The sequence below is a fragment of the Halomonas sp. KG2 genome (assembly GCA_030440445.1).
Classification (GTDB): domain Bacteria; phylum Pseudomonadota; class Gammaproteobacteria; order Pseudomonadales; family Halomonadaceae; genus Vreelandella.
In genome coordinates this window covers 1,875,977-1,899,799 of sequence record CP098528.1, presented here as the reverse complement: position 1 = coordinate 1,899,799, position 23,823 = coordinate 1,875,977, and the positions used below count along the sequence as shown (strand labels likewise).

19 protein-coding genes are annotated in these 23,823 nt (G+C 51.4%); 4 read left to right on the top strand and 15 right to left on the bottom strand.

What is annotated here, in order from left to right; translation table 11 throughout:
* The first annotated feature begins 225 nt into the window (after nt 1–225).
* Nucleotides 226–3,675, top strand: a complete 3,450-nt coding sequence (gene mfd / locus NDQ72_08800; protein WKD30023.1) for a transcription-repair coupling factor — start codon at nt 226–228, stop codon at nt 3,673–3,675.
* Between the two features lie 106 nt (nt 3,676–3,781).
* Nucleotides 3,782–4,909 carry a L,D-transpeptidase family protein gene (locus NDQ72_08795; protein WKD30022.1) on the top strand — a complete coding sequence of 376 codons (1,128 nt, stop codon included), beginning with the start codon at nt 3,782–3,784 and terminating at the stop codon, nt 4,907–4,909.
* An 89-nt stretch (nt 4,910–4,998) separates the two neighbouring features.
* Here NDQ72_08795 and NDQ72_08790 read toward each other — a convergent pair whose 3' ends face one another.
* The 6 genes from NDQ72_08790 to NDQ72_08765 form a co-directional block, all read right to left on the bottom strand.
* On the bottom strand, nt 4,999–5,262 hold the full coding sequence (locus NDQ72_08790; protein ID WKD30021.1) for an Lpp/OprI family alanine-zipper lipoprotein: 264 nt from the start codon (nt 5,260–5,262) through the stop codon (nt 4,999–5,001).
* Between the two features lie 222 nt (nt 5,263–5,484).
* Nucleotides 5,485–6,117 carry a L,D-transpeptidase gene (locus tag NDQ72_08785; protein WKD30020.1) on the bottom strand — a complete coding sequence of 211 codons (633 nt, stop codon included), beginning with the start codon at nt 6,115–6,117 and terminating at the stop codon, nt 5,485–5,487.
* A gap of 174 nt (nt 6,118–6,291) precedes the next feature.
* The gene (locus NDQ72_08780) at nt 6,292–6,756 is read right to left on the bottom strand and encodes a 2-hydroxyacyl-CoA dehydratase (GenBank protein ID WKD30019.1); all 465 of its coding nucleotides are present in this window, start codon (nt 6,754–6,756) and stop codon (nt 6,292–6,294) included.
* Between the two features lie 54 nt (nt 6,757–6,810).
* Nucleotides 6,811–7,272, bottom strand: a complete 462-nt coding sequence (locus tag NDQ72_08775) for a hypothetical protein (protein ID WKD30018.1) — start codon at nt 7,270–7,272, stop codon at nt 6,811–6,813.
* Entirely contained in the window at nt 7,269–9,896 is a 2,628-nt protein-coding gene (topA, locus tag NDQ72_08770; protein WKD30017.1) for a type I DNA topoisomerase, read from the bottom strand. The genes NDQ72_08775 and topA overlap by 4 nt, the downstream gene beginning before the upstream one ends.
* A gap of 303 nt (nt 9,897–10,199) precedes the next feature.
* Entirely contained in the window at nt 10,200–12,773 is a 2,574-nt protein-coding gene (locus NDQ72_08765; GenBank protein ID WKD30016.1) for a DUF3141 domain-containing protein, read from the bottom strand.
* Between the two features lie 228 nt (nt 12,774–13,001).
* On the opposite strand from NDQ72_08765, the gene NDQ72_08760 reads away from it, so the two are divergent.
* Both NDQ72_08760 and lipA read left to right on the top strand, forming a co-directional pair.
* A complete protein-coding gene (locus tag NDQ72_08760; GenBank protein ID WKD30015.1) occupies nt 13,002–13,988 on the top strand; it encodes a LysR family transcriptional regulator in 987 nt (328 codons plus the stop codon).
* A 248-nt stretch (nt 13,989–14,236) separates the two neighbouring features.
* Nucleotides 14,237–15,295 (top strand): lipoyl synthase, encoded by a 1,059-nt coding sequence (lipA, locus tag NDQ72_08755; protein ID WKD30014.1) that lies wholly within the window; start codon nt 14,237–14,239, stop codon nt 15,293–15,295.
* A 127-nt stretch (nt 15,296–15,422) separates the two neighbouring features.
* Here the strand turns inward: lipA and lipB are convergent, their stop codons facing one another.
* The 9 genes from lipB to rsfS all read right to left on the bottom strand — a co-directional run bounded on the left by lipB (nt 15,423) and on the right by rsfS (nt 23,787).
* Nucleotides 15,423–16,088 carry a lipoyl(octanoyl) transferase LipB gene (gene lipB / locus NDQ72_08750; protein ID WKD30013.1) on the bottom strand — a complete coding sequence of 222 codons (666 nt, stop codon included), beginning with the start codon at nt 16,086–16,088 and terminating at the stop codon, nt 15,423–15,425.
* Complete coding sequence (locus tag NDQ72_08745; protein ID WKD30012.1) at nt 16,085–16,396, bottom strand: DUF493 domain-containing protein; 312 nt, start codon at nt 16,394–16,396, stop codon at nt 16,085–16,087. The genes lipB and NDQ72_08745 overlap by 4 nt, the downstream gene beginning before the upstream one ends.
* A 121-nt stretch (nt 16,397–16,517) precedes the next feature.
* Nucleotides 16,518–17,717, bottom strand: a complete 1,200-nt coding sequence (locus NDQ72_08740; GenBank protein ID WKD30011.1) for a D-alanyl-D-alanine carboxypeptidase — start codon at nt 17,715–17,717, stop codon at nt 16,518–16,520.
* A gap of 69 nt (nt 17,718–17,786) precedes the next feature.
* Nucleotides 17,787–18,764 carry a septal ring lytic transglycosylase RlpA family protein gene (locus tag NDQ72_08735; GenBank protein WKD30010.1) on the bottom strand — a complete coding sequence of 326 codons (978 nt, stop codon included), beginning with the start codon at nt 18,762–18,764 and terminating at the stop codon, nt 17,787–17,789.
* A gap of 2 nt (nt 18,765–18,766) precedes the next feature.
* Nucleotides 18,767–19,783, bottom strand: coding sequence for a lytic murein transglycosylase B (mltB, locus tag NDQ72_08730; protein WKD30009.1), 1,017 nt, complete (start codon nt 19,781–19,783; stop codon nt 18,767–18,769).
* 47 nt (nt 19,784–19,830) lie between these two features.
* A complete protein-coding gene (gene rodA, locus NDQ72_08725) occupies nt 19,831–20,994 on the bottom strand; it encodes a rod shape-determining protein RodA (protein ID WKD30008.1) in 1,164 nt (387 codons plus the stop codon).
* Nucleotides 20,994–22,901, bottom strand: coding sequence for a penicillin-binding protein 2 (gene mrdA, locus NDQ72_08720; GenBank protein WKD30007.1), 1,908 nt, complete (start codon nt 22,899–22,901; stop codon nt 20,994–20,996). The genes rodA and mrdA overlap by 1 nt, the downstream gene beginning before the upstream one ends.
* A 35-nt stretch (nt 22,902–22,936) precedes the next feature.
* Nucleotides 22,937–23,404 carry a 23S rRNA (pseudouridine(1915)-N(3))-methyltransferase RlmH gene (rlmH, locus tag NDQ72_08715; GenBank protein WKD30006.1) on the bottom strand — a complete coding sequence of 156 codons (468 nt, stop codon included), beginning with the start codon at nt 23,402–23,404 and terminating at the stop codon, nt 22,937–22,939.
* Complete coding sequence (gene rsfS / locus NDQ72_08710; GenBank protein ID WKD30005.1) at nt 23,401–23,787, bottom strand: ribosome silencing factor; 387 nt, start codon at nt 23,785–23,787, stop codon at nt 23,401–23,403. The genes rlmH and rsfS overlap by 4 nt, the downstream gene beginning before the upstream one ends.
* Nucleotides 23,788–23,823: the final 36 nt, after the last annotated feature.

The window sequence follows — 23,823 nt, the reverse complement described above, 5'->3', positions numbered from 1 at the left end:
TTTCTTAGAACATTATCCTGGGCTTACCAACATGCCGCAATGAATGGATAGTCGCACAACATGTAGGGGTATTACAGAAAAAGCGGATTGACTACAAACCACAATAGTGTATCGAAACCACAAGACTGACTTAACTACTCGTGGTTGCTTTGCGCAGGCCTCTGCCTGAAAGTACTGATCGTGTATGATCCAGATTCCGTTTCAGCGCAAAACGATACCGTGACTATGTCCTCTTTTTCTCTGCTCGAACCACCCCAGCCCAAAGGGATTCGCGACACGCTCTACCTAACAGCGCCGCCGGGCAGTGCAACTGCCCTAGCGCTGGCTCAGGTCGCGTTAAGCGCACCATTATTGGTTATTACGCCGAATACTGCCAGCGCACAGCGCCTGGAACAGGATCTGGCATTCTATAGCAATGTTCCCGTCCTGCCCTTTCCAGATTGGGAAACGCTGCCTTATGACAGCTTCTCCCCGCATCAGGATATTATCTCGTCACGCCTACGCACGCTGCGCTTATTGCAGGATGGCGTACGCGGTATTGTGCTGGTGCCAATCAATACGCTGATGCAGCGTCTGCCTCCCGTATCATACATTGCCGGGCGCGTGATGACGCTTAAAGCGGGCGCTAAGCTAAATCGGGAAACATTTCGCGAATCGCTATCGCGGGCAGGTTATCGTGCCGTAGAAACGGTCTACGAGCCTGGCGAATACGCCATGCGCGGCGCGATCATCGACCTTTTCGCCATGGGCATGGATGAGCCAATTCGTATCGATTTGTTTGATGACGAAATCGATACGCTACGCCATTTCGACCCTGGCAATCAGCGCTCTACCAATAAAGTCGATGTGATTGAGCTACTCCCAGCTCATGAGTACTCGCTAAGTCGCAGCGCCATTGCTTGTTTCCGAGAACAGTTTGAAACGCTTTTTGATGTTGATCCGCGCCAGTGCCCTCTCTATAACGATGCACTGAAAGCCATCCCCTCCCCGGGTTTGGAACAATATTTGCCACTGTTCTTCGACGAAACTGCTTCTTTATTTGAGCACGTTACCGATGACACCCGTGTGGCACTGTTGCCAGGTGTATTCGAAGCAGCTGAGCAGCACTGGCAGTCTATTGAATCACGCTACGATAATTTGGGTGTTGATCCGACACGCCCCCTTTTACCACCTCTTCGCGCCTTCATTCCCGTTAATGATGTTTTTTCGGCGATCAAAGCTCGCCCGCGAATCGAACTAACCGAAGACAACACGCAACGCCATGCCCTGGCGCCGAAAGCCCAAGCACTCCCCTCGCTGGCAATTAACGCTCGTGCCAAGCAACCCCTTAACGAACTGGCTACCTTTCTGGATGCGCAGCAAGCTACGCGGGTACTGTTTGTTGCCGAGTCGCGGGGACGCAGAGAAGCATTAGAAGAAGTATTGGCGCCGCTTAATTTAAAACTGCCCCATATTGACAGCTTTCAAGACTTTTTAAGCAGCACTGACCGCATTGCCATTACTGAAAGTTTGGTAGGCAGCGGCTTGTGGCTTAGCGAACCGAATGTCGCAGTGATCAGCGAGACAGAGCTCTTTGGCGATGTCGTACGCCAGAGCCGGCGGCGAGAAAAAGCGACCGACGACAACGAATTGGCCGTGCGCCATCTATCTGAGTTACGAGAAGGCGCACCGGTTGTTCACCAAGCACATGGCGTCGGCCGCTACCTGGGGCTGGAAACCCTTGAAGCTGGCGGGCAAGCTAACGAATTCCTGGCGCTTTCATATGCCGATGGTGCCAAGCTCTATGTCCCGGTCGACAGCCTGCATCTTATTTCTCGCTATAGCGGCGCTGATGACGAACTCGCTCCGCTGCACCGGTTAGGCTCAGATCAGTGGGAAAAGGCACGTCGTAAAGCGGCTGAAAAAATCCGCGACACTGCCGCTGAGCTACTCGATATCTACGCCCGGAGGGAGGCTCAGGAAGGCTTCATTTATGATACGCCAGGTGATGAATACGTTCGTTTCTCTGCCAGCTTCCCATTTGAAGAAACCCCTGACCAGCAGGCCGCCATTGAAGCAGTTATAAGCGACATGATCTCTCCTCAGCCAATGGATCGCGTCGTTTGTGGCGATGTAGGCTTTGGTAAAACCGAAGTCGCCATGCGCGCTGCATTCCTGGCCGTTCAAACCGGTCGCCAAGTCGTGGTGCTTGTGCCCACCACACTGTTAGCTCGCCAGCACTTTGAAAACTTTCGCGACCGCTTTGCCGACACCGCCGTGAATATTAGCCTTATTTCGCGCTTCACAGGCGGCAAGGAAATGACGCAAACCTTGGAAAGCATCAAAAATGGCCAAACTGACATCGTAATCGGCACCCATAAACTGCTGTCTAAAAGCGTTGAGCTACCCAAAATGGGGCTTTTAATTATCGACGAAGAGCACCGCTTTGGGGTCGCACAGAAAGAGAAACTCAAAACGCTGCGCGCCGAAATCGACATTCTGACGCTAACGGCAACACCGATTCCGCGCACCTTGAATATGGCCATGAGCGGTATCCGAGATCTTTCGATTATTGCCACTCCACCCGCGCGCCGCTTATCGGTCAAAACCTTTGTGCAACAGCGAGACAGCAGCGTCATTAAAGAGGCGCTGCTGCGTGAAATATTACGCGGCGGACAAGTCTACTTTTTGCACAATGAAGTAAAAACGATTGAAAATGCTGCCGAACAGATCCGCGAACTGGTGCCAGAGGCCCGGGTTGCTGTTGCTCACGGCCAATTACCCGAGCGCAGCCTTGAGCGAGTCATGTCAGACTTCTATCATCGTCGCTTCAATGTGCTAGTGTGCTCTACCATTATCGAAACGGGCATTGACGTGCCCAGCGCCAATACGATCCTGATTGAGCGCGCCGATAAGTTTGGCCTAGCCCAGCTACACCAACTGCGTGGCCGCGTTGGACGCAGCCACCACCAAGCATATGCTTACCTACTAACGCCGCCCCCCAAGGCAATGACACGAGATGCCGTGAAACGCCTGGAAGCGATTAGCGCCTCCGATGATCTCGGCGCTGGTTTCACCTTAGCAAGTCATGACATGGAGATACGTGGCGCAGGCGAGCTCCTAGGCGACGAGCAGAGCGGCCAAATGGAAACCATCGGCTACACGCTTTACATGGAAATGCTGGATCGCGCGGTCAAGGCTATCCGTGCGGGCAAAACGCCTAACATTGACGCCCCCTTCAACACCGGTGTCGAGATTAGCCTCAACCTGCCAGCATTGATTCCAGACGACTATATTCACGACGTACAACAGCGCCTGGTGATGTATAAGCGTATCGCCAACACCCAGAGCGACGCTGAACTTAAGGAGCTACAAGTCGAGCTTATTGATCGCTTTGGACTCCTTCCTCAGCCCTTGAAGAACCTGATACGCCAGACTAGGCTTCGCCACCGCGCTGAACAACTAGGTGTCGCGCGCATTGAAGCCGGTGAAAACCGTGGACGAGTACTTTTCAACGGCTCGACCCAGGTCGATCCGTTAACACTTGTGACACTCATTCAAAAATCGCCACAGCACTACCGACTGGATGGCTCAGACACTTTACGATTTGAATTCCCAATGGAAACTACCGAACAGCGTTTTGATAAAGTCGAAGCTCTGCTGACAACACTCAATCAAAAAGTAGCGGCGGCGTGAACCTTGGGGCAAACTTGTATGAAAGCCCTACACACGGCCCTCTAACTGCCGCCCATGACAATGCTAGTTTGCAGCAATGTGGCGCATAAATTAACTAGGAACCACCATGAACATTCGTAAGCTATATAACGCCTGGGGCCCAACGAGCTTAGCTGTCTTACTTACAGCAAGCCTCTCTACCCCTATTTATGCACAGTCTTCAGCCGATACGGCTGAAGGCTCAGCCCCTGCTACAGAAGAGGCGCTTACCAGCGCTGACCAGCTCGATGAGCAAAGAGAACTACCCCGCGGCCATTTTCGCCTTCCTGAAGAAGGTGACATTATTGGAGAACACTACACCGTCGTCGTAGAAGATCCTGAAGACACACTCATCGATATCGCGCGACGCCATAACATTGGCTACGAAGAGATTCGTATGGCTAATCCAGGCGTCAGTATGTGGGTACCTGGGGAAGGCACAGAAATCGTTATACCTGCGCGCTATATTTTACCGCCTGCACCCCGCGAAGGCGTGGTCGTAAATTTGTCTGAACTGCGGCTCTATTATTATCCGGCTGACAACCCTGGCATTGTTGAAACCTACCCTGTCAGTGTTGGCCGTGAAGAATTTGCCACACCGGTCGGCATTACCCGCACGACCGTAAAGGTAAAAGATCCTGCCTGGGCGCCGCCAGCCTCTATGCGTCGTGAAGCAGCTGCACGTGGCGAGCCAGCCCCTTCTATTGTGCCTGCTGGCCCCAACAACCCACTGGGTCGTCACGCTATATTGCTGGCGATGCCTAGCTACCTGATTCATGGCACCAACCGCCCTGAAGGGGTGGGCATGCGGGTCAGCCGCGGCTGCATCCGCATGTTCCCCGAAGATATCAAATCGCTCTACGAGCGCATGCCTACCGGCACTCAAGTCAACTTGATGGATGCACCGTTTAAAGCAGGCTGGGCAGCGGACGGCACACTGTTTGTACAGTCTTACCCTCAGCTTGAAGAAAACGTTGGTGATTTTGAGCCACTGCTTAATGCCATCGAACGAGTAAGCGAACTTGCTGAAGACCAAGCAGAAATTGACTATGCCCAGGTAAAACTAGCAGTAGAAAATCCGGATGGTCGCCTTATAGCCCTTTATGGTCCCCAAGCACCAGCGCCAGCCCCGACTGAAGAAGAGCCCGTGGAGCTTGATGGGTTATTCGAAGAAATTGAGCTCACAACAGCGACACAAGCCGAGGAAGAGGCATAACCTGAGTCAAAATAAAAAAACCCCGCCGAGGCGGGGTTTTTTTACATCTACAGCAACCCTAAGCTTTAACACTTAGAGCCCAGGCAGAATTACTTCTGCATGGAACGCTGGAACATGCGGTTCATTTCTTCACGGTTCTGCTGAGACATCTGCAGAGCAGCTTGCGCATCGCGCTGAGCTTGGTTAGCAGTGTTCATTGCTTGTGAAGCCATGCTGCGTGCTTCTGCGGCATCAGCCTGTGCAGATTCAGCAGTCATGCGAACTTCTTCCAGGGCGCTGGTAGAAGCACAGCCAGCCAGGATTGCCAGTGAAGCGGCAGCGGCAGTCATCTTCAGAGCAGTCTTCAGAGTCATAATGTTCTCCTTGAGTCTTCCTTGGGTACAACGTTAAGGGTATGACAAATTTAAGGCTAAAGCGTTAGCTCAATTTTGTCTACCTGCGGTGCAGGTTCTTTACAGCGACTTGTACCATGGCATTACGCCAATATACGCAAGTCAAACGCTGTTTTATAATAGACCACAGCGGTTGTCTATAGCCACGTATTTAAAACCTTTAACTTCCTTCAGCAGCATAGCCTATCGGATCACTACGCGAGTGCCAACACCTACCAGCGACGCAACGCGCTCAATTTGCTCGTTGGTGACAGCAACACAACCCTGAGTCCAATGGAACCGGCCATGAATATCTGGATCACCCTCACCAATACCATGTATGCCAATGGCACCGCCTAATGCCGTATTCTGCGGTGGTGAGCCGTGGCGCTGATAGTGATCAAAATAAGCATCGTAATCCGCTTGGGAGTAAATGCCTTTTTCGAGCGCCATCCTAGCATGAGGTGGCGTAGGATAATCGATACCAATAAAGATATGCCACTGACTTTCGTAATTAAATCGATTAATTCGAAACTCGCCAAGCGGTGTCACGTTATCACCGCGAACCCGCTGGGTTTTCGCCCCACCTCGCCCTAGGGATATGGGCGCGTAGTGCTCAACCAACGCATTACCACGGTAGACACTCAACGTGGCGTCTTGATCATCAATTAACACCCATAGTTCATTGCTGTGACGCGGGATACTCGCACGCGAAAGCAACGTCTCAACCAGATCTGTGGGCTCATAATTATTTAAGGTACCGGAAGTCGCTGCACTGGCCACAGCAGGCCAGCCCAGCGCCAACGCTAAAAAACGGCGACGGTTTACAGGCATCATTATCGTTCTCTATATAGGCCAGCATCACCAGCCAACAAAGCATTTATGGCGGTTGTTATACCTTATTCTCACACCAAATGTCAGTGCTTTCAAAAAAGCCAAATAACAAGCTAGCGCGCCAATATGGCAACCGCGCCATTATTAAACGGTAGCTAAATCACTTCAAATGCCTACCTAGATATCTTCGAATTCTTGCATACTCGCTACTAACTTACGCGCTTCAGCATGATGTCCTTCCGCCAAAGCGTTAAAAAAAGTTTCCTCTGGCTCTATTTTTGCCCGTGATGCGCGGTGCTCATAGAGGTCCTGTAGCTTGCGATGCGACTCAACCGCTACACGAGTTAGTTCATCAATTGAGTCTGCTATCGTTTGTTGCGCAAGCGCCTCAAGCACTGGAGGCTGAGGAAAGTCATTAGGATCATCAAACCATATTTCCAACACTTCTTTATGATTAAAGCCATCACTAAAAAGCGCTTCTAGCCCAGTCTTCATCCGGAGCTCGCTGTCGGCTAAATACGTTAACGCCATGGCAAGACGTTGATGGTCACTTGAATCGGCTGCGACACGATACTGACGCGCCATGCGCCCATGATAATCCGCGGCCCATTCAACGAAGTCTTTGACTTGGTTATAGCGCATCTATATCTCCTCGTTGCGATTCACTCTCTCTAGGCAATACGTTTGTCGTTATAATTACCACTCTTGGCTAGTTTCACGTAACGCAGCAATATCGCGTTTTGCAGCATGAAGGTTAGCTAACAGTTGGTCAGCAACACTCACCTGACTGCCGACAGCGATCATTGAGGGGTTCTGCACTGCGCGTTTACTTGCCCCCTCGTCACTGTGCAGTTTCTCAACTTGCCCCACCAGCCAGTGTAACCAGCTATCCGGCTGGTGCAGCATATCTCTTAAGCGCTGCAGCTCAGCAACGGCAGGGCCCTTCTCATTAAGGAGCACTTGCCAGCCATGCTCGTTAAGACGCGCATGCTCGGTCACTTCTTTGAGCAGCGAGTTTAATGCCAGCTCAAAGAGCGCCAAAGCGCTCTCTTCAATCGCCATTTGGCGAGCCTGAGCATGTTCGTCATTACCTGTTGGAAGACCAACCAAAAGCTCAGCTTGATAAAGCAATTGGTTGGTACGAGAACGTGGGCTCACTTGCGCTTATCCTCCACGTGCCATTTACCCGCCTCAAACGTCGCTTTCCAGCCGGTTGCTTTGCCTTCTTCATCGGTCATCACGTACTGCTCTTTATTTTTCCGTGAGTAGCGAATTTGTGCAGGACGGCCATCCGGGTCTTCGCTGGGCGCCTTTAAGATAAAGTGATACTTTTCCGGTAGTTCGTCGGCGTGGGCTTTTAGCTCTTTGACCAACGGCGGACGAGTTTCACGGTTTTTAGGGAACTTGCTGGCCGCTAAGAACAAGCCGCTGGCACCATCACGCAGCACGTAGTGATCTTCTACCTTTTGGCAGGCCAATTCCGGCATGGGAATGGGGTCCATTTTGGGCGGTGCCACTTCACCACTGCGAAGCAACTTGCGGGTGTTTTTACACTCACTGTTGGTGCAGCCGAAATATTTGCCAAATCGACCTGACTTAAGCTGCATCTCAGAACCACACTTATCGCATTCGATAATGGGGCCGTCGTACCCTTTGATTTTGAACTTACCTGCTTCCACCTCATAACCATCACAATCAGGGCTATTGCCGCAAATATGCAGTTTGCGCCCCTCATCGATGAGATAATTATCCATGGCGGTTCCGCACTTCTGGCAACGGCGCTTGGCACGGAGTGCGTTGGTTTCTGCTTCTTCGCCTGCATCTTCGGCAACAGCTTCTTCACCAGGAATTAAATCAATGGTGGTTTTACAGCGCTCTTTGGGCGGCAAGTTATAACCACTGCAACCCAAGAACACACCGGTGGAAGCCGTCCGGATTTGCATTTTGCGACCGCAACTTGGGCAGTCAATATCCGTAGGAACCGGCTGATTAGGGCGCATTCCTTCGTCGCTTTCGGCCTTGCTAAGCTCCTGGCTGAATTCGCCATAGAAAGCATCTAGCAAGGCTTGCCAGTTACGCTCACCTTCCGCAACTTCATCCAGGCTATCTTCCATTCGAGCCGTGAACGAATAATCCATCAAATCTGGGAAAGACTCTTTTAATCGCTCGGTGACAATATCACCCAATTTTTCAGCATAAAAACGGCGACTTTCTAGCTTCACGTAACCACGATCCTGAATCGTGGAAATGATGGCAGCATAGGTAGAAGGACGGCCAATGCCCTGCTTCTCGAGCTCTTTTACTAAGCTGGCTTCCGTATAACGCGGGGCCGGTTTAGTAAAGTGCTGCTGGGGATCAAGCTTCTCAAGCGCCATCGCCGTGCCCTTCGGCAAATCAGGCAGGCTTTGGTCTTCATTTTTACCCGATGGCTTCATCACCCGCGTGTAACCATCAAACTTGAGCACTCGTCCTTTGGCACGCAAGTCGTAGCCATCAACCTCAACACTCAGCGTACTGGAAAGGTACTCAGCAGGCGTCATCTGACAGGCCACAAATTGACGCCAAATCAGCTCATAGAGACGCTCTGCGTCGCGCTCCATTCCAGAGAGATCACTTGCCTTGCGCTCAACGCTAGAGGGCCTGATCGCCTCGTGGGCTTCTTGGGCGCTCTCCTTGCTGCTGTAACGGTTAGCAGAGTCTGGTAAATAGCGTGCTCCGTACTCATCACCAATAAACGAGCGAACACTCTCTACCGCATCCTTTGAAAGATTGGTGGAATCGGTACGCATGTAGGTAATGTAGCCGGCCTCGTAGAGGCGCTGAGCCATGGTCATGGTTTTCTTAACAGAGAACCCCAACCGGCCACTGGCAGCCTGCTGCAGTGTTGAGGTAATAAACGGCGCAGTTGGCTTGGAGCTCGTCGGTTTGTCTTCACGGGAGGTAATCGCAAGCTTGGCTTTGCGCAGCTGCTCAATACGCGCAAGCGTGTCCTTTTCGGAGGTAGGACGGAAGGGCTTACCATCCTGACGCACCAACGCAAATCTAACCAGCTCGCCATCCGGGGAAGCGAGATCTGCATGGACATCCCAAAACTCTTCAGGAATAAACGCACGAATTTCTCGTTCACGCTCAACGATCAAGCGAACCGCGACAGATTGAACACGACCTGCTGATAAGCCCCTGGCAATCTTGGCCCACAACAACGGAGAAAGCATAAAACCAACAACGCGGTCCAAGAAGCGGCGCGCTTGCTGCGCTTCCACCCGGGGAATATTTAGCGTCCCTGGCGACTTAAACGCATCCTGAATGGCATTTTTGGTTATTTCATTAAATACAACGCGCTTATAGCGAGTGTTATCACCACCAATTGTCTCGCGCAAATGCCAGGCAATTGCTTCCCCTTCGCGGTCCAAATCCGTTGCGAGATAAACAGCATCCGCTTTTTCAGCCAGCTTCTTTAATTCAGCGACGACTTTTTCTTTACCCGGGAGCACCTCATAGCGAGCTTCCCAGCCGTTATCCGGGTCGATGCCCATCCGCCGAATTAACTGATCATGAGCCTTACGTTTTTTGTACTCTGCTTTCTCTTCCGCCGACATCTTGCGTGTTGCCGCAGCCTGGCGAGCGCGCTCCTTCGGGTCGGAGGCTGCCTTACCTGAGCCGCTGGTCGGCAGGTCACGGATGTGACCCACGCTCGACTTTACGATGAAATCGTTGCCGAGATACTTATTGATCGTCTTCGCTTTCGCAGGCGACTCGACGATGACCAGTGACTTGCCCATAGTGCTCCACTTTCCTAATGCTCAGGCGCTATCGCCCATGCTCTGAATACGTTGTCGCCTGTTGTTACCACTTGACGACCATGAGAAAAATGCGCCTACCCTACCCCAGCCCTGCAACAAGCGCCAGTAACAACCGACGCATAAGTAACAAACTAATGCTGAAGCGCAAGGTGTCTATCCGTACTATTTTTCATAATGAAGTAGCTAGACACTAGACTGCCAATACGCAGACGGCAACCCAAAATACGGAAACAAAAAAACGCCCCTGTATCAAAACAGGGGCGTAGACAAACGTTACAACACTTAGCGCTTGCGCGGTGGTTTCCTACGCGACGCCGCTCTTGGCTGAGGCTTGCTTGCTTCTTTAGCTGCATCTGTTGCTACATTATTAGTAGCAGGCACCGTTTCGGTAGAGGCGCGTTGGGTAGCATCCTTTTCCGCCGATACTTTCTCTGTCAACACGCTTTCAGCTTCTGTCACCACGCTGTCAGTTGGAGAGCTTGCCGCGGTTTGCGTATCAATAGCCGCCTTCTGGTCACCTGCTTGCTTAGTGTCAGTAGCGGGTACGCTCACAGCTTTTGGTTGAGTAGCTTTTGGTTGAGTAGCTTTTGGTTGAGCGGCTTTCGGCGGCCTCGCTTGATCAAACAGCGTCTTCACCTGTTCAAAACGCTCTGCTGCGTGCTCGGATAATTCACCGCTCGCGGCGAACACATGTTCAAGGTGCTCAATATGACCGTCGATATCACTGCTGCTTTGCCCTTTTAATAGCTCGGGCAATGACGATAGCGCTCGCTCACGATCTAATTTCAAGATAAAGAACTGGTCACGCACCAAACGCTTAAATTCACTCAGCGTTGAACTAGGCTCTAGCTCAGCACGAGAAGCACGTAACCGCTTGAAATTACGCTCATCTGTCGCTGGCGCTCCGCCTAATACATAGATAACCGAACGCATGACTGCTTCGTGAGCGCCACCCTGGGCAATTTTATTGCGCAGCTCATTTTTGCGGTTTTCAACAAAACGTTGATGCTCTGGCTCGGCTCCAGGACGACGACGATGCACATGCGCATCGCCACGCAAACCTACCGCTGCTTGCAATAGAGGCTGTCCATAAATATCCATAAACAGTCTTTCTGTCGTGCTATCGCGCAAATCTCGCACTGCATTGAGATTAGCGACAATTTGATCGGAGCACATCGTTTCTAATGCTTTGAAAACATTATCTTGGCCTACTTGCTGACGATTACTGCGTACTGATTCAGCCATCACCGGCAGCGGAACTGTCAGCGGATTACGATCAGATAGAAGCTTGTAGCCTAACCGGATAGGATGCATACGACGAATCCAGCGTGCCGCTTCGGGTGTCATCATGGCCTGTACCCAAGGTTGAACGTACAACCGATAGAAACCAAGGTTGATCTCTGAAATACGTGCAACCGTTGCAAACCGACGGTCATCCTCAGGAATATGCTTTACATCCTGATCCAGCTCTTCAAAGTTACGCGATGTGAACTCAAGCAAATAATCACGCTCAAGTAACTCCGCATCATCTCGCTCGCTGACATGCGAGACCGTTGTCTCATACAGCCCTGGCGGCATAACATCGATATAGTCCATGTTGGCCGTGAACTCAGTATGCTCTTTGCGCGACACGCTACCGGAAACAAAAATCCCTAAGTGCCCAGTTGTGTCGTGCATGCAGTACACGATCGTCTGTTCGTTGGCGATGATATCTTCTTCGCCTTCGTATAAATCACGTACCCAACCCAGCGCCTGAGGCGGCGGAGTGATGTCATCGCCACGCGAGCAGAATACGACAACAGGTGAGCGCACATTGCGAAGATCAATACGGCGGCCATCGCGAGTCACCAGTTGGGCCGTCGAGAGACGATTACCAACAAATAGGTTATCGACAATATATTGGATCTCTTGGCCACCTAAGACAACGTGACCGCCCCACCAGCGCTCGAACTCTAAATAGCGCTTGGATTCGGTATCAATGTTGTCATACAGATGGTACTGCTTTTTCCAGTAGGTGTTGGCTGGATTGAGACGCTCGAAGTTCTGCACTAGCCAAGCACCATCAAACAAGCCGTTACCAATGTCGCTAGTTAAAGCAGTAATCCAGCTTCCACCGGTCATACCACCGGTATAGCGCATAGGCGCTTTACCGTGCTCCCCAGCCCAGTAAGAAAGCGGCGCACCGGCAATAAGAATCGGACCGAACACATCCGGCTCAAGTGCCGCAGCCATCATTATTTGCCAACCCGCCTGACAGTTACCTACCACCATTGGTTTTTCAGCTGTTTCTGGGTGCAGAGCGATAACATGACGCAAAAACGCAATTTCCGCTTCTACCACATCCTCAACGGTTTGACCCGGTTCAGGAAAAGGCAAAAAACCAATAAAGTAGCAAGGGTGACCAGCCTTTAGAGCAACCCCAAGCTCGCTATCGGGTTTGAACCCGCCAATACCAGGGCCATGACCTGCCCTGGGGTCCACAACCACAAACGGTCGTTTCTCAGGGTCAATCTGAATATGGCTGGGGGGAAGAACTCTCAGCAGCTCATAATTGGTTGGATGGGGAAGTGTGCGTCCATCAATGAGCACCTCTGTATCAAATCCAAGCACGTTCGGCTTGGTTTGCTCCATATGCTCAAGATATTGATTTCCGCGTTCGCGCATAACATCCCAATACAGGACGCTACGCTCAATACTGTCGCGCCAATAGCCCGCTGCAGCCCGTCCGAATCCGAACGGATCTACCATGCTAGCAAAGGCCTCGCCGACCGGTAATGGAGCCATTTGATCAGACGCTCCTGGCCACAGGCTTTTCAGCGCGCTGCCAGGCAACAAAGGATGAGCGAGAAAGTTCATAAATTCTCCCATTGGGTTGATGCAAAGCATCCGTCCCGAAGCGTTGATGCTGCAATGCAATATAGTTTAGGCCACTCGCTGCATAACGTCGATGCTTACCTTTGCAAATTCATCATTGTTGTCATAAAGACGCCGCACATCATCGGTGGTAGCATTTCCAGCGTAATGCTGAGACTTTTTGTTTTGTGGCACTTTCTATCTTCGGAGGGTGTATACCTAGAGGTTGCTATGTCATCCCTTACACTACTCAACCGTTTGACCTTCCGACAATTACAGGTATTCCAGGCCGTTCACCGCCAGCGCTCCTACTCGCGCGCAGCCGAGCAGCTAGGGCTTACGCAACCTGCGGTTAGCGCACAAATTCGTCAGTTAGAACTCGCTCTTGGTCAGCCACTGTTTAAATATGCCGGTAAAACCCTTCACGTGCTACCTGCAGCGGATACGCTAGCGCTCTCGACACGTGAGATTTTCGGACAGCTCTCTAGACTGCAAATGAATCTCTCGGAGATTAATGGCAGCATTAGCGGTGAGTTGAACATCGCGGCAGTCTCCTCAGCCCAATATGTGGTGCCTTATTTACTAGCACGGTTTCGAGCACGCTATCCCGACGTACGCATTCGTCTAAAGGTATGCAACCGCAGTCAGGCGTTGGAAAGACTGGCAGAACAAAAAGATGATGTCGTGATTATGGCCATGGTGCCTGAAGACGACGACTTGGTAGTCATGCCCATTCTTGAAAATGAACTCATCGCTCTCGTATGGCCAGACCACCCACTACTTCACATGGAAGCACCCACATTAGCCGACTTTGCGCGCCATTATGTATTGATGCGTGAGCCAGGTTCTGGGGTACGTATCGCATTTGAGCAACTGGCTGTTGACCAAGAAGTCGGCCTTCCACACCGCATTGAATTAGGCACTAATGAAGCCATTAAACAAGGCGTTATGGCCCATTTAGGCGTTGCTGTCTTGCCACGCTTGGCGGTTCAACTTGAACTAGAGCAGGGGCTGCTATCAGCGCTCCCCCTACCCAACTTCCCCATTCGGCGCTCATGGTGCACGGTGTATCGTCGCGATCATTTTCCGACGCCAGTCGCTGATCTTTTTTTACGCTTTACACGGGAGCACCTACCAGATTTTCGTCGGCATTTCCAAGCTCCCTCTAGCCCACTGCCTAGCCACGGCGTTTCCTGCCTACCTTTACTGTCAATTTAGTGGGCTGTCGATTGGCTGGACTGTCTGTTTGGCGGTTCGATGAAGGGGGCTTAGTGTCTTGTTAACCAACAGATATGTTACATTAGCCTACTACCTACGTATCATTCAGAATCTTCAGGGTTTGGCATGTATTCGCGCAGGCGATCCAACTGTCAACGCCATGGCATTTAAACGCCATCGCCACAGCATATGGTTAGACGCCACGACGTTTGGGCATTGCCTGCCGCACAGTAGAGAGGCTCTTTCCTATGAGCAATAACCCCACAACGCGCGTCCCTAGCGGCGAAAAATTCCGCAATGAACATGGCATGTCGGTCATTAAAGACGGCATGAAACAGCGTAAAACGTCGTCAGATGAGGCGTCTCCCAGTCTTGACCGTAAACCTAAATGGTTGCGCGCACAGATCCCTGGGGGCGAACGCTTCGAAGCCGTCAAAAAGAATGTCTCTACGCACCGCCTTAGCACTGTTTGTGCAGAGTCGCACTGCCCTAACATGGGCGAATGCTGGAGCAATGGCACCGCCACCATTATGTTAATGGGGTCTGTATGCACACGCGCCTGCCGATTCTGTGCCGTGGACACAGGCAATCCGAAAGGCTGGCTGGATCTAGATGAGCCGGAAAACACGGCAAAATCAGTCGAGTTGATGGGGCTGCGCTACATCGTATTGACCTCCGTTGACCGAGACGATCTGGACGACGGTGGCGCTACGCACTATGCCAACTGTATTAAGGCTATCAAATCCCGCACGCCGGAAGTGGTTGTCGAAGCTTTAACACCCGACTTTGACGCTGATAAAGCCGCCATTGAGCGGGTGGTCGATTCGGGCTTGGAAGTGTTTGCACAGAACGTAGAGACTGTTGAGCGACTAACCAGCAAAGTACGCGACCCACGTGCAGGCTATCGCAAAACGCTGAATGTCTTAGCGCATGCCAAACAGTATCGGCCAGACATAATTACCAAAACAAGCTTGATGCTTGGATTAGGTGAGACAGACGAAGAGATTCTTAAAACCTTTGATGACCTGAGAGAGATTGGCGTTGATATCGTGACGCTTGGACAATATTTGCGCCCAACCAAAAACCATCTAGCCGTAGAGCGCTGGGTTACCCCAGAAGAGTTTGATCGCTATCGCGTGCTTGGCCTTGAAAAAGGCTTTAGGGAAGTGCCGTCTGGGCCGCTGGTTCGCTCTAGTTATCGCGCTGACCGTGTTTTTGAGAAAAACAATCTTGGTCTCGCGTCGCCTGCCGCGGTTCCTGGCCATGAGCCTGACGCTAACCGTATTCCTGCGTTTAACGTCGGATAAACCGCCTAGGCTAGCTGCCTTTCATAGACTATTTTCACCAACTATTTGCACTAACTATGTTCACTAACTATCTGCACGCAATTGGCACAACTAACTCAGCTCCAACAGTGCCTTGCGTGCAGATAGCTCATGATTGGATAAACGACACATCCACCAACTGACGATCCAACCGCTGAGCCAATGCAGACGCTAGTTGACCACCCACCTGTTGAGCAGCAGGCAGCGCCACTAAATCAGCCAATCGCGTTACTTGCATACCTGCATAGCCACAGGGATTGATGCGCCCGAAGGGGGATAAGTCACCGTCTACGTTTAGCGCAACCCCGTGATAGCTTGCACCCCGCCGAATTCGTAACCCTAGCGAGGCTATTTTCGCCTCACCCTGCTGCGTATCCACATAGACGCCTGGCGCATCTGGCTTCGCCCAGGCAGAAACGCCATAAAGCGCAAGTACGTCAATCACTGAATTTTCTAGCGCAGTCACTAGCTCACGAACACCAATTTTGCCACGCCGAACGTCCAGCAATGGATATAAGACAATTTGGCCTGGGCCATGGTAGGTCACCTGCCCCCCACGATCCGTTTTCACGACAGGGATATCACCTGGCATTAATACATGCTCTGGCTTTCCCGCCTGGCCCTGAGTAAAAACGGGGTCGTGCTCGACTAGCCAGAATTGATCAGGCGTTGTCTCGTCCCGCGTATCGGTGAGTTCGCGCATCGCGCTCCACACCGGCAAGTAGGCACGATGGCCAAGCTGATGCAGCTCAATAGGTTGACTAGCCAAGGTCATACCACCATGTGTACGCGACCTGTCGCCTTCAGATCATCGAACAGCTGGCGTAATTGCTGTTCGCCAGTGGCCACAATAGTGACACGCACAGATTGAAAACGGCCGTTACGGCTGTCGACGACTTGCAGCGACGTCTCATCAAAATCTGGGGAATGTTTAACAATCACTTGGCACACGCAGGCCGGAAAATCTTCAGCAGCATCGCCAACCACTTTCAATGAGTAATCACAGGGAAAAGTGATTTTAGGTGGCTCGTTTACTTCAGGCTGACGTAAATCTCTTAGCCCATTTTTCGCGCCTTTTTTCATAGCTCGCCTTTACACGGGAATATATAGATACTTCTGTTCAGGGTACGAGTGCAGTACAGCCTTATAAGATTAGTAGCTTAAGCGCAAAAGACTAAAAATTCTGCGCTTAAGCTCGCGACTACTAATCGGTAAAGTTGCTAATCAAACCACTGAAGAAACGCCTTACCTGGTCAAATAGACGCTTAAACAAGCCACCCTCTTCAACATTTTCTAGCGCCACTAGCTGACGCTCACCGACCATTTCCTCACCTAAATATACTTCTAACGTACCGACATCATCACCCACGGCAATCGGCGCTTGAAGATCGCTATCCAGGTTCAAGCGAGCACGCAACTCTTCATTACGGTTGCGCGGAAGTGTCATAAACACTTCATCATCAACGCCTACACGCAGTTCATTATTATCACCACCCCATACCCGTGGCGTTGCAAGCACTGCACCACGCTCATAGAGCTTCATCGTTTCATAGAAGCGGAAGCCGTAGCTGAGTAGCTTTTGCGTTTCCTGCGCTCTTGCCTCTTCTGAATTAGTGCCCATCACGACTGAAATTAGGCGCATGCCATCACGCTCGGCCGAAGAGACAAGACAATAGCCTGCCTCCGTTGTCCAACCGGTTTTCAAACCATCGACACTCGGGTCGCGCCATAGCAAGCGGTTACGATTTGGCTGGTCGATGCCACCAAACGCGAAGTTGCGTTGAGAATAAATAGTATAGTGCTCAGGGTAATCGTTAATAATATGCTGTGACAACAACGCCATATCATGGGCGGTGGAGTAGTGATTATCGCCAGGAAGACCTGTAGGATTTTGGAAATTAGTATTGTGCATTCCTAAACGCGTAGCATGCTGATTCATCAAATCGGCAAATGGCGTTTCGCCACCCGCTAGATGCTCTGCCATCGCCACGCTAGCATCATTACCCGATACAATAATAATGCCATGCAGCAGATTATCGACCGAGACTTGATCGCCTACCTCGATGAACATCTTAGAGCCACCGGTACGCCAAGCTTTCTCACTGATATTAACCATATCAGTCAAGCTAATGGTGCCGCGATCTAACTCACGCTCGACCAAATAAGCGGTCATAAGCTTGGTCAGGCTAGCGGGTGGTAAGCGTTCATCAGAATTATGCTCAGCAAGAATACGACCGCTGTTGGCATCCATCAGAATCCATGAGCTCGCCGCCAGCTGAGGAGCGGAGGGAATAATCGTTTGCGGCTGAGGTATCACCTGAGCCACGACCGGTGAAGACACCACGGCAAAAACCGCAAACAAACAAAGCCCAGCGGTACGGCGAATAGACATCAATACATTCATCTCTTACTTCTCACAACAAAGAAAAAACGTCAACGAAGCACGTTATTTTAGCTAATAAATGGGGGTGAGCTATCTCACGATAAACACTTGTGGGAAGCCCGCCCGACGGAGTTCTTCACGTGCTTGGGTTTCCTGATTAGGGCTCACTGGCCCAACTTGCACACGATGCACATCTGCATCACTCATCACCCGTACGTTATGCGGGAGCTCACCAACCAAACGTTGCTGCAACTGCTGGGCGCCTTCTTCACTGCCCAGTGCTGCAATTTGTAGATAAATAGCGTCATCCGCTGCCATTGGTCGCTGAACAGCAACATCTGGAATAGGTCGTGCATTCGCAGTAGAAGATGTTGAAGGCTCCTCACCACCTGGACGGCTACTCCTACCTTGCTGAGCCAGCCATTGTTCAGGCTCGATAGCCTCAACCCGGACGGCGCCAGTGCCATTATCTAAAAAGCCTAGTCGTGCAGCCGCTGCATAGGAAAGATCTATTTCACGGTCGCTATGAAAAGGCCCCCTATCATTGACGCGCACGATTACAGATTGGCCGCTGTCTAAACTGGTGACACGGGCAAATGTTGGCAGTGGCAACGAACGGTGAGCCGCAGACATTTTATACATGTCATAAATCTCTCCGTTTGATGTGGCATAGCCATGAAACTTTTCACCGTACCAAGAGGCCGTCCCTTGCTTCACGTAGCCCGCCGCATCCGGCAGCACATGATAGGTTTCCCCCCACACTTCATAAGTGGAGCGATTACCGGAACGCGATGGCGGCTCTATGCGCGGCTCAGCGTTTGGCACCTTGCTTACATCCGGCGGCTCTAACGGATAGGCGTCGCCCGTCATTGCATAGCGCTCCCCGGACGACGATGCACCGCCACTACTCGCTCCACTGCTGAGCGCCCCACTCGCACTTTCAGCAGGCTTACTAGCAGGCTGATTAGCGCTATTTTGTTGAGCTTCATGGCTGGCACAGCCGCTAACCAGCGCCATGATGATCACCGCACCACCTATGCCACGAGCCTCAGACAGCACTGTTCTCATAGTTAACCCTCAACCTGCCGCGCAATCGCCTCTGACAGTTCTGTCACTGCCATTGCATAGAGATGGCTGTGGTTATAGCGGGTAATAACGTAAAAGTTATATTCCCCCAAGCGATATTGGATACTATCATCAGCAAGCTCGAGCCTTAAAGGCACCACAAGCAACTCTGGATCAAGCGCACTCTGCGGTTCAATGCCAGCTTCAATCGCTTCAGATACAGTCACATCCGGCTTACTGGTTTGATTAATAGAAAGCATTTCAGGTGCTGAATCAGGGCCATCGGCCTCATGATAAATTGCCCCTTCACGCTGCCAACCATGTACCGCAAAGTAGTTCGCCACGCTGCCAATGGCATCGACCGGATTCTCCCATAAATCTCGTTTACCATCACCGTCAAAATCGACGGCATAGGCCTGATAACTCGTGGGAATAAACTGGGGATACCCCATTGCGCCCGCATACGAACCATACAGCTCGTCAACCTCAACGCCTTGCTCATGAGCGATTTTCAAAAAAGCCGCCAGTTCGCCCCGGAAAAAGCTACCACGGACAGGATGGTTGAAGGCTAATGTTGCCAATGAGTCTAATACAAGGTGGCGCCCTTTATGCTTACCGTAATAGGTTTCAACACCAATAATGGCAGCAATGATCTCTGGTGGGACACCATACACGTCCTCAGCCCGAGCAAACGCATCCTCATACTCACTGATGAACTCGGCCCCCTCCTCAATACGTTGCTGAGTTAAGAATATATCTCGATACTCATACCAACGTAAGCGACGCTCAGCCGCACCTTCCATCGCGTCCAAAACAGATTGGCTAAAGCTGGCTTGATTCAGAGCATCTGTTAGCCATTGCCGAGGAATTCCTTGTTCTGCTAACTCGTCAACTAGCTGTTGAGTACCTTCGTGCTGCTGCGGGTCAAAAGGCGACGCATCGTCAGCCCATGCAGCCGTGTAAGCACACGCCAATAACATAGCTGCCATGCAGCCGCCTGCTTTATTTCGGGCCCATTTCATTAACTAACCACTCCTGTGAAAAAGCACCGCTACTTATCTATTCGATACTAGCGCGGCAACAACCGCCGATGGGCATGTATTGACATGAGAATACCGAACCCTGCCAGCAAGGTCACGCTGGAAGTCCCGCCATAGCTCACTAGCGGCAGCGGTACGCCAACAACGGGCAAAATACCACTCACCATGCCGACATTGACAAACACATATATAAAAAACGTCAGGATAATGCTGCCTGCAAAAAGTCGCCCAAAGGTGTCCTGAGCAGAGGTTGCCAGCCAAAGGCCTCGCCCCACAATCATGACATACAGGGATAGCAGCACTAGCATTCCCACCAGACCAAACTCTTCACCCAGCACGGCAATAATAAAATCCGTATGGCGCTCAGGCAGGAATTCTAATTGAGACTGGGTACCCTCAAGCCAGCCCTTCCCCCACAAACCACCACTGCCTATCGCTGTTGTTGATTGAATAATATTCCAACCCGCCCCCAAGGGGTCGCTATCCGGATCCAGGAACGTTAAAACCCGTTGACGCTGATAGTTGTGCATATTCATCCATAGAACAGGAAGCCCTGCTGCTATTAAGGCACCAACCAAACCAATTAGGCGCCAGGATAAACCTGCCAAGAGCACGACAATCACCGCCGCGCTAGCCACTAAAAGCGACGTCCCAAGATCCGGCTGTATAGCCGTAAGTACCACCGGCAAGCCGATGATCACCGCACAAACAAAAATATGCTTGAAACGTGGCGGTAATTGGCAGCGATTCAGATAGGCAGCCACCATCAGTGGCACCGCTAGCTTCATCATTTCAGATGGCTGAAATCGAATAACGCCCGGTATCTCAAGCCACCGCTTTGCCCCCATCCCCACATCACCCGCTATTTCCACTGCCAACAACATAGCTAAGCCCAGACCGTAGGCAAAGGGAGCCCAGCGCAGAAACGTGGAAGGCGATAATTGCGCAATAACCACCATAACAGCGATGGCAACACCAAAACGTATCGCTTGCGCAATCACGGTATCAATACGCTGCCCGGAAGCGCTATAAAGCACTAACAGCCCCCCTCCCATCAGCAACAGCAGCAAACCTAACAGCCACGGGTCAAGGTGAATCCGCTCCCAGATGCTTTTGCGCCGAGCAATACCGCTATCGGGTGGGCGTACTGGATAACGGCGTAGTGGGCGAGAGAGGGTTTGCCATGACCTCATTAGTTGCCCTCCACGTTGGCAGTATCTTCTTCCAGTACTTCTTTAACTTCTTCAGCGTCTGGCGCATCGTCTCTTAATATCCATGCATCGGTCATCGCACGCGCCAAATGAGCGGCATGCGTACTCCCGCCTCCAGCATTTTCAACAATAACTGAGACCGCAATTTGTGGGTTATCGATTGGCGCAAACGCCATAAAAAGAGCGTGATCACGTAAGCGCTCTTCAAGTTCTGCGGCGTTGTAACGCTGATCTTGTCCAAGTGAGAACACCTGGGCGGTGCCTGATTTCCCCCCCATACGGTACTCTAGCCCCACCCCTGTGCGGCGTGCCGTGCCTTCTCTCCCACTAATTACTTTTTCCATGCCGCTGAAAACACGGTCCCACCAGCTGTCATTATCCAACTGAATATCGGGCAGCGTATCCGGCAAATCCAGCGCTAAGGGCTCGTCACCTATTGCTAACGCAAGACGCGGCTTTATCCAATGACCGCGATTAGCCAATGTAGCCGTTGCACTCGCCAGTTGTAACGGAGTTACTTGCCAGTAACCCTGCCCGATTCCCACAGAGAGTGTTTCACCGGGATACCAAGGCTGATTAAAACGTGCCCGCTTCCAGTCACGAGACGGCATCAGGCCGGTGCTTTCGCCTTGCACGTCATGAGCAACACGTTGGCCAAAGCCAAAATTGGTCATTTGTTCATGCAGATTATCGATACCCAGATCATGGGCTAGGGTGTAATAATAAGTATTGTTTGAAACGGCAATAGACCGCTCCAGATCTACTCGGCCATGCCCCCAGCGCAGCCAGTTACGATAGCGACGAGAGTCGTTGGGCAACTGATAAAAACCAGGATCATTAATCGTGCTATCAGGTGTGATAACACCCTCGACTAGTCCCGCAAGCGCCAAAAAAGGTTTAATGGTTGAACCTGGCGGATAATGGCCACGAATTGCTCGATTAAACAGCGGGAGGTCGATATTTTCCTGCAAGCCGCGATAAGAGGCGACATCAATTCCTGTCACAAACTGATTACTATCAAAGCCAGGCGTCGATACCATGGCGAGGATTTCACCCGTCCCAGGAACGATCGCGACGATAGATCCACGCCTGCCATCTAACAGCTCGTAAGCCAGCATTTGCATTGACTTATCAAGCGTTAAAGTAAGGTTTTCCCCAGGTACCGGATCAGTACGACCAAGCTCTCTAAGTACACGCCCACGTGCATTCGTTTCAACTTTACGCAGCCCCGCCTGCCCGTGCAGTTCCGTCTCGTAAAAACGCTCAATCCCCGTTTTACCAATAAAGTGTGTTCCCGCATATCGCCCAGTATCTAGGGTTTGCAGCTCTTCTGCGTTGATGCGCCCTACGTAGCCCAGCGAATGGGCCATCATTTCGGCATCAGGATAGTAACGGAGTAGTTGCGCCTCTACTTCGACCCCTGGTAGACGATGCCGATTCACCGCTAGCCGTGCTATTTGGTCTTCACTCAAATCACTCATTAAAAGCGCAGGCTGAAACGGGCGCTGGCGTTGCCGGGAACGGACATTGAACGCTTCAATATCATCTTCGGGCAAGTCTAGAAGCTCAACTAACAGCGCCAACGTTTCATCTAAATCATCAACGCGTTCGCGCACCAATGTGAGGTTATAGGTAGGGCGATTTTCGGCGAGGAGGACGCCATTGCGGTCATAAATCAACCCCCGATTGGGGGGCAGAGGCTCGACACGGACACGGTTTTTTTCGGAGCGAGTACTGTATAAATCGTGCTGAACGATCTGCAAGTATGCTAATCGTCCAGTCAGCAATCCCGTCAAAACAACCACCACTAAGACGGCAAGTAGCGCCCTGACACGAAAAATACGCAATTCTTGCTCAGGGTTTTTAAGCGTGTCATGGCGCTTAGGCATGGGTAACGATGACTCTCAAATCAGACAAAAAACAATTATCGATGATAGGGATGACCTACTAGCAGTGTCCACGCCCGGTAAAGTTGCTCAGCCAGCATGATGCGTACCAGTGGGTGTGGCAACGTGAGAGGCGATAAAGACCACGCTTTATCAGCCATTGCTGAAAGGGATGGCTCTAAGCCATCAGGTCCTCCCACCAACAACACAATATCTTTGCCCAACATGCGCCAAGCGTCGGCTTCGTCAGCAAGTTGCTCGGTACTCCAGGTTTTACCCTTAACCTCAAGTGCCACGATATACTCGTCGCCACGAAGCTTGTCACGTATACGCTGAGCCTCTTGCGCACGCGCTTTAGCTATATCAGCATTTTTGCCACGCTGACCCAGTGGAATTTCTTCAATTTCAAGCGAGAAGTCTCGAGGCAGCCGTTTGCGGTAGGTCTCAATGCCCTCCTCAACCCACGCAGGCATTTTGGTGCCCACCGCTAACAGCCGGATCTTCATGACATCGTGGCTCGCTCTTCAAACCGTTTGAGCGACTCACTAATAGCCCCAGCGTCATTGGGTAGGTCTGCCCATAAGCGCTCAAGATCATAGAGGGCTCTGGCTTCAGGCAACATAATATGGACAATCACATCGCCTAAATCGACCAATACCCAGTCAGCATTATCGCCACCTTCAACACCTCGGGGCGCAAGACCCGACGCTTTGGCCTTTTCCACAACATTTTGCGCTAAGGCAGCCACGTGGCGAGTGGAGGTACCACTAGCGATCAGCATCAAATCAGTAACTTCAGTCAGTTTGGAAACATCTAACTGCGTAATATCTCGTGCTTTAAGTTCTTCTAGGGCATCAACCGCTAGATTTTTAAGTGTATCGATGTGCATGGCTCCTAAAGGCAACCCCTTGTTGTCGCAAGCTCA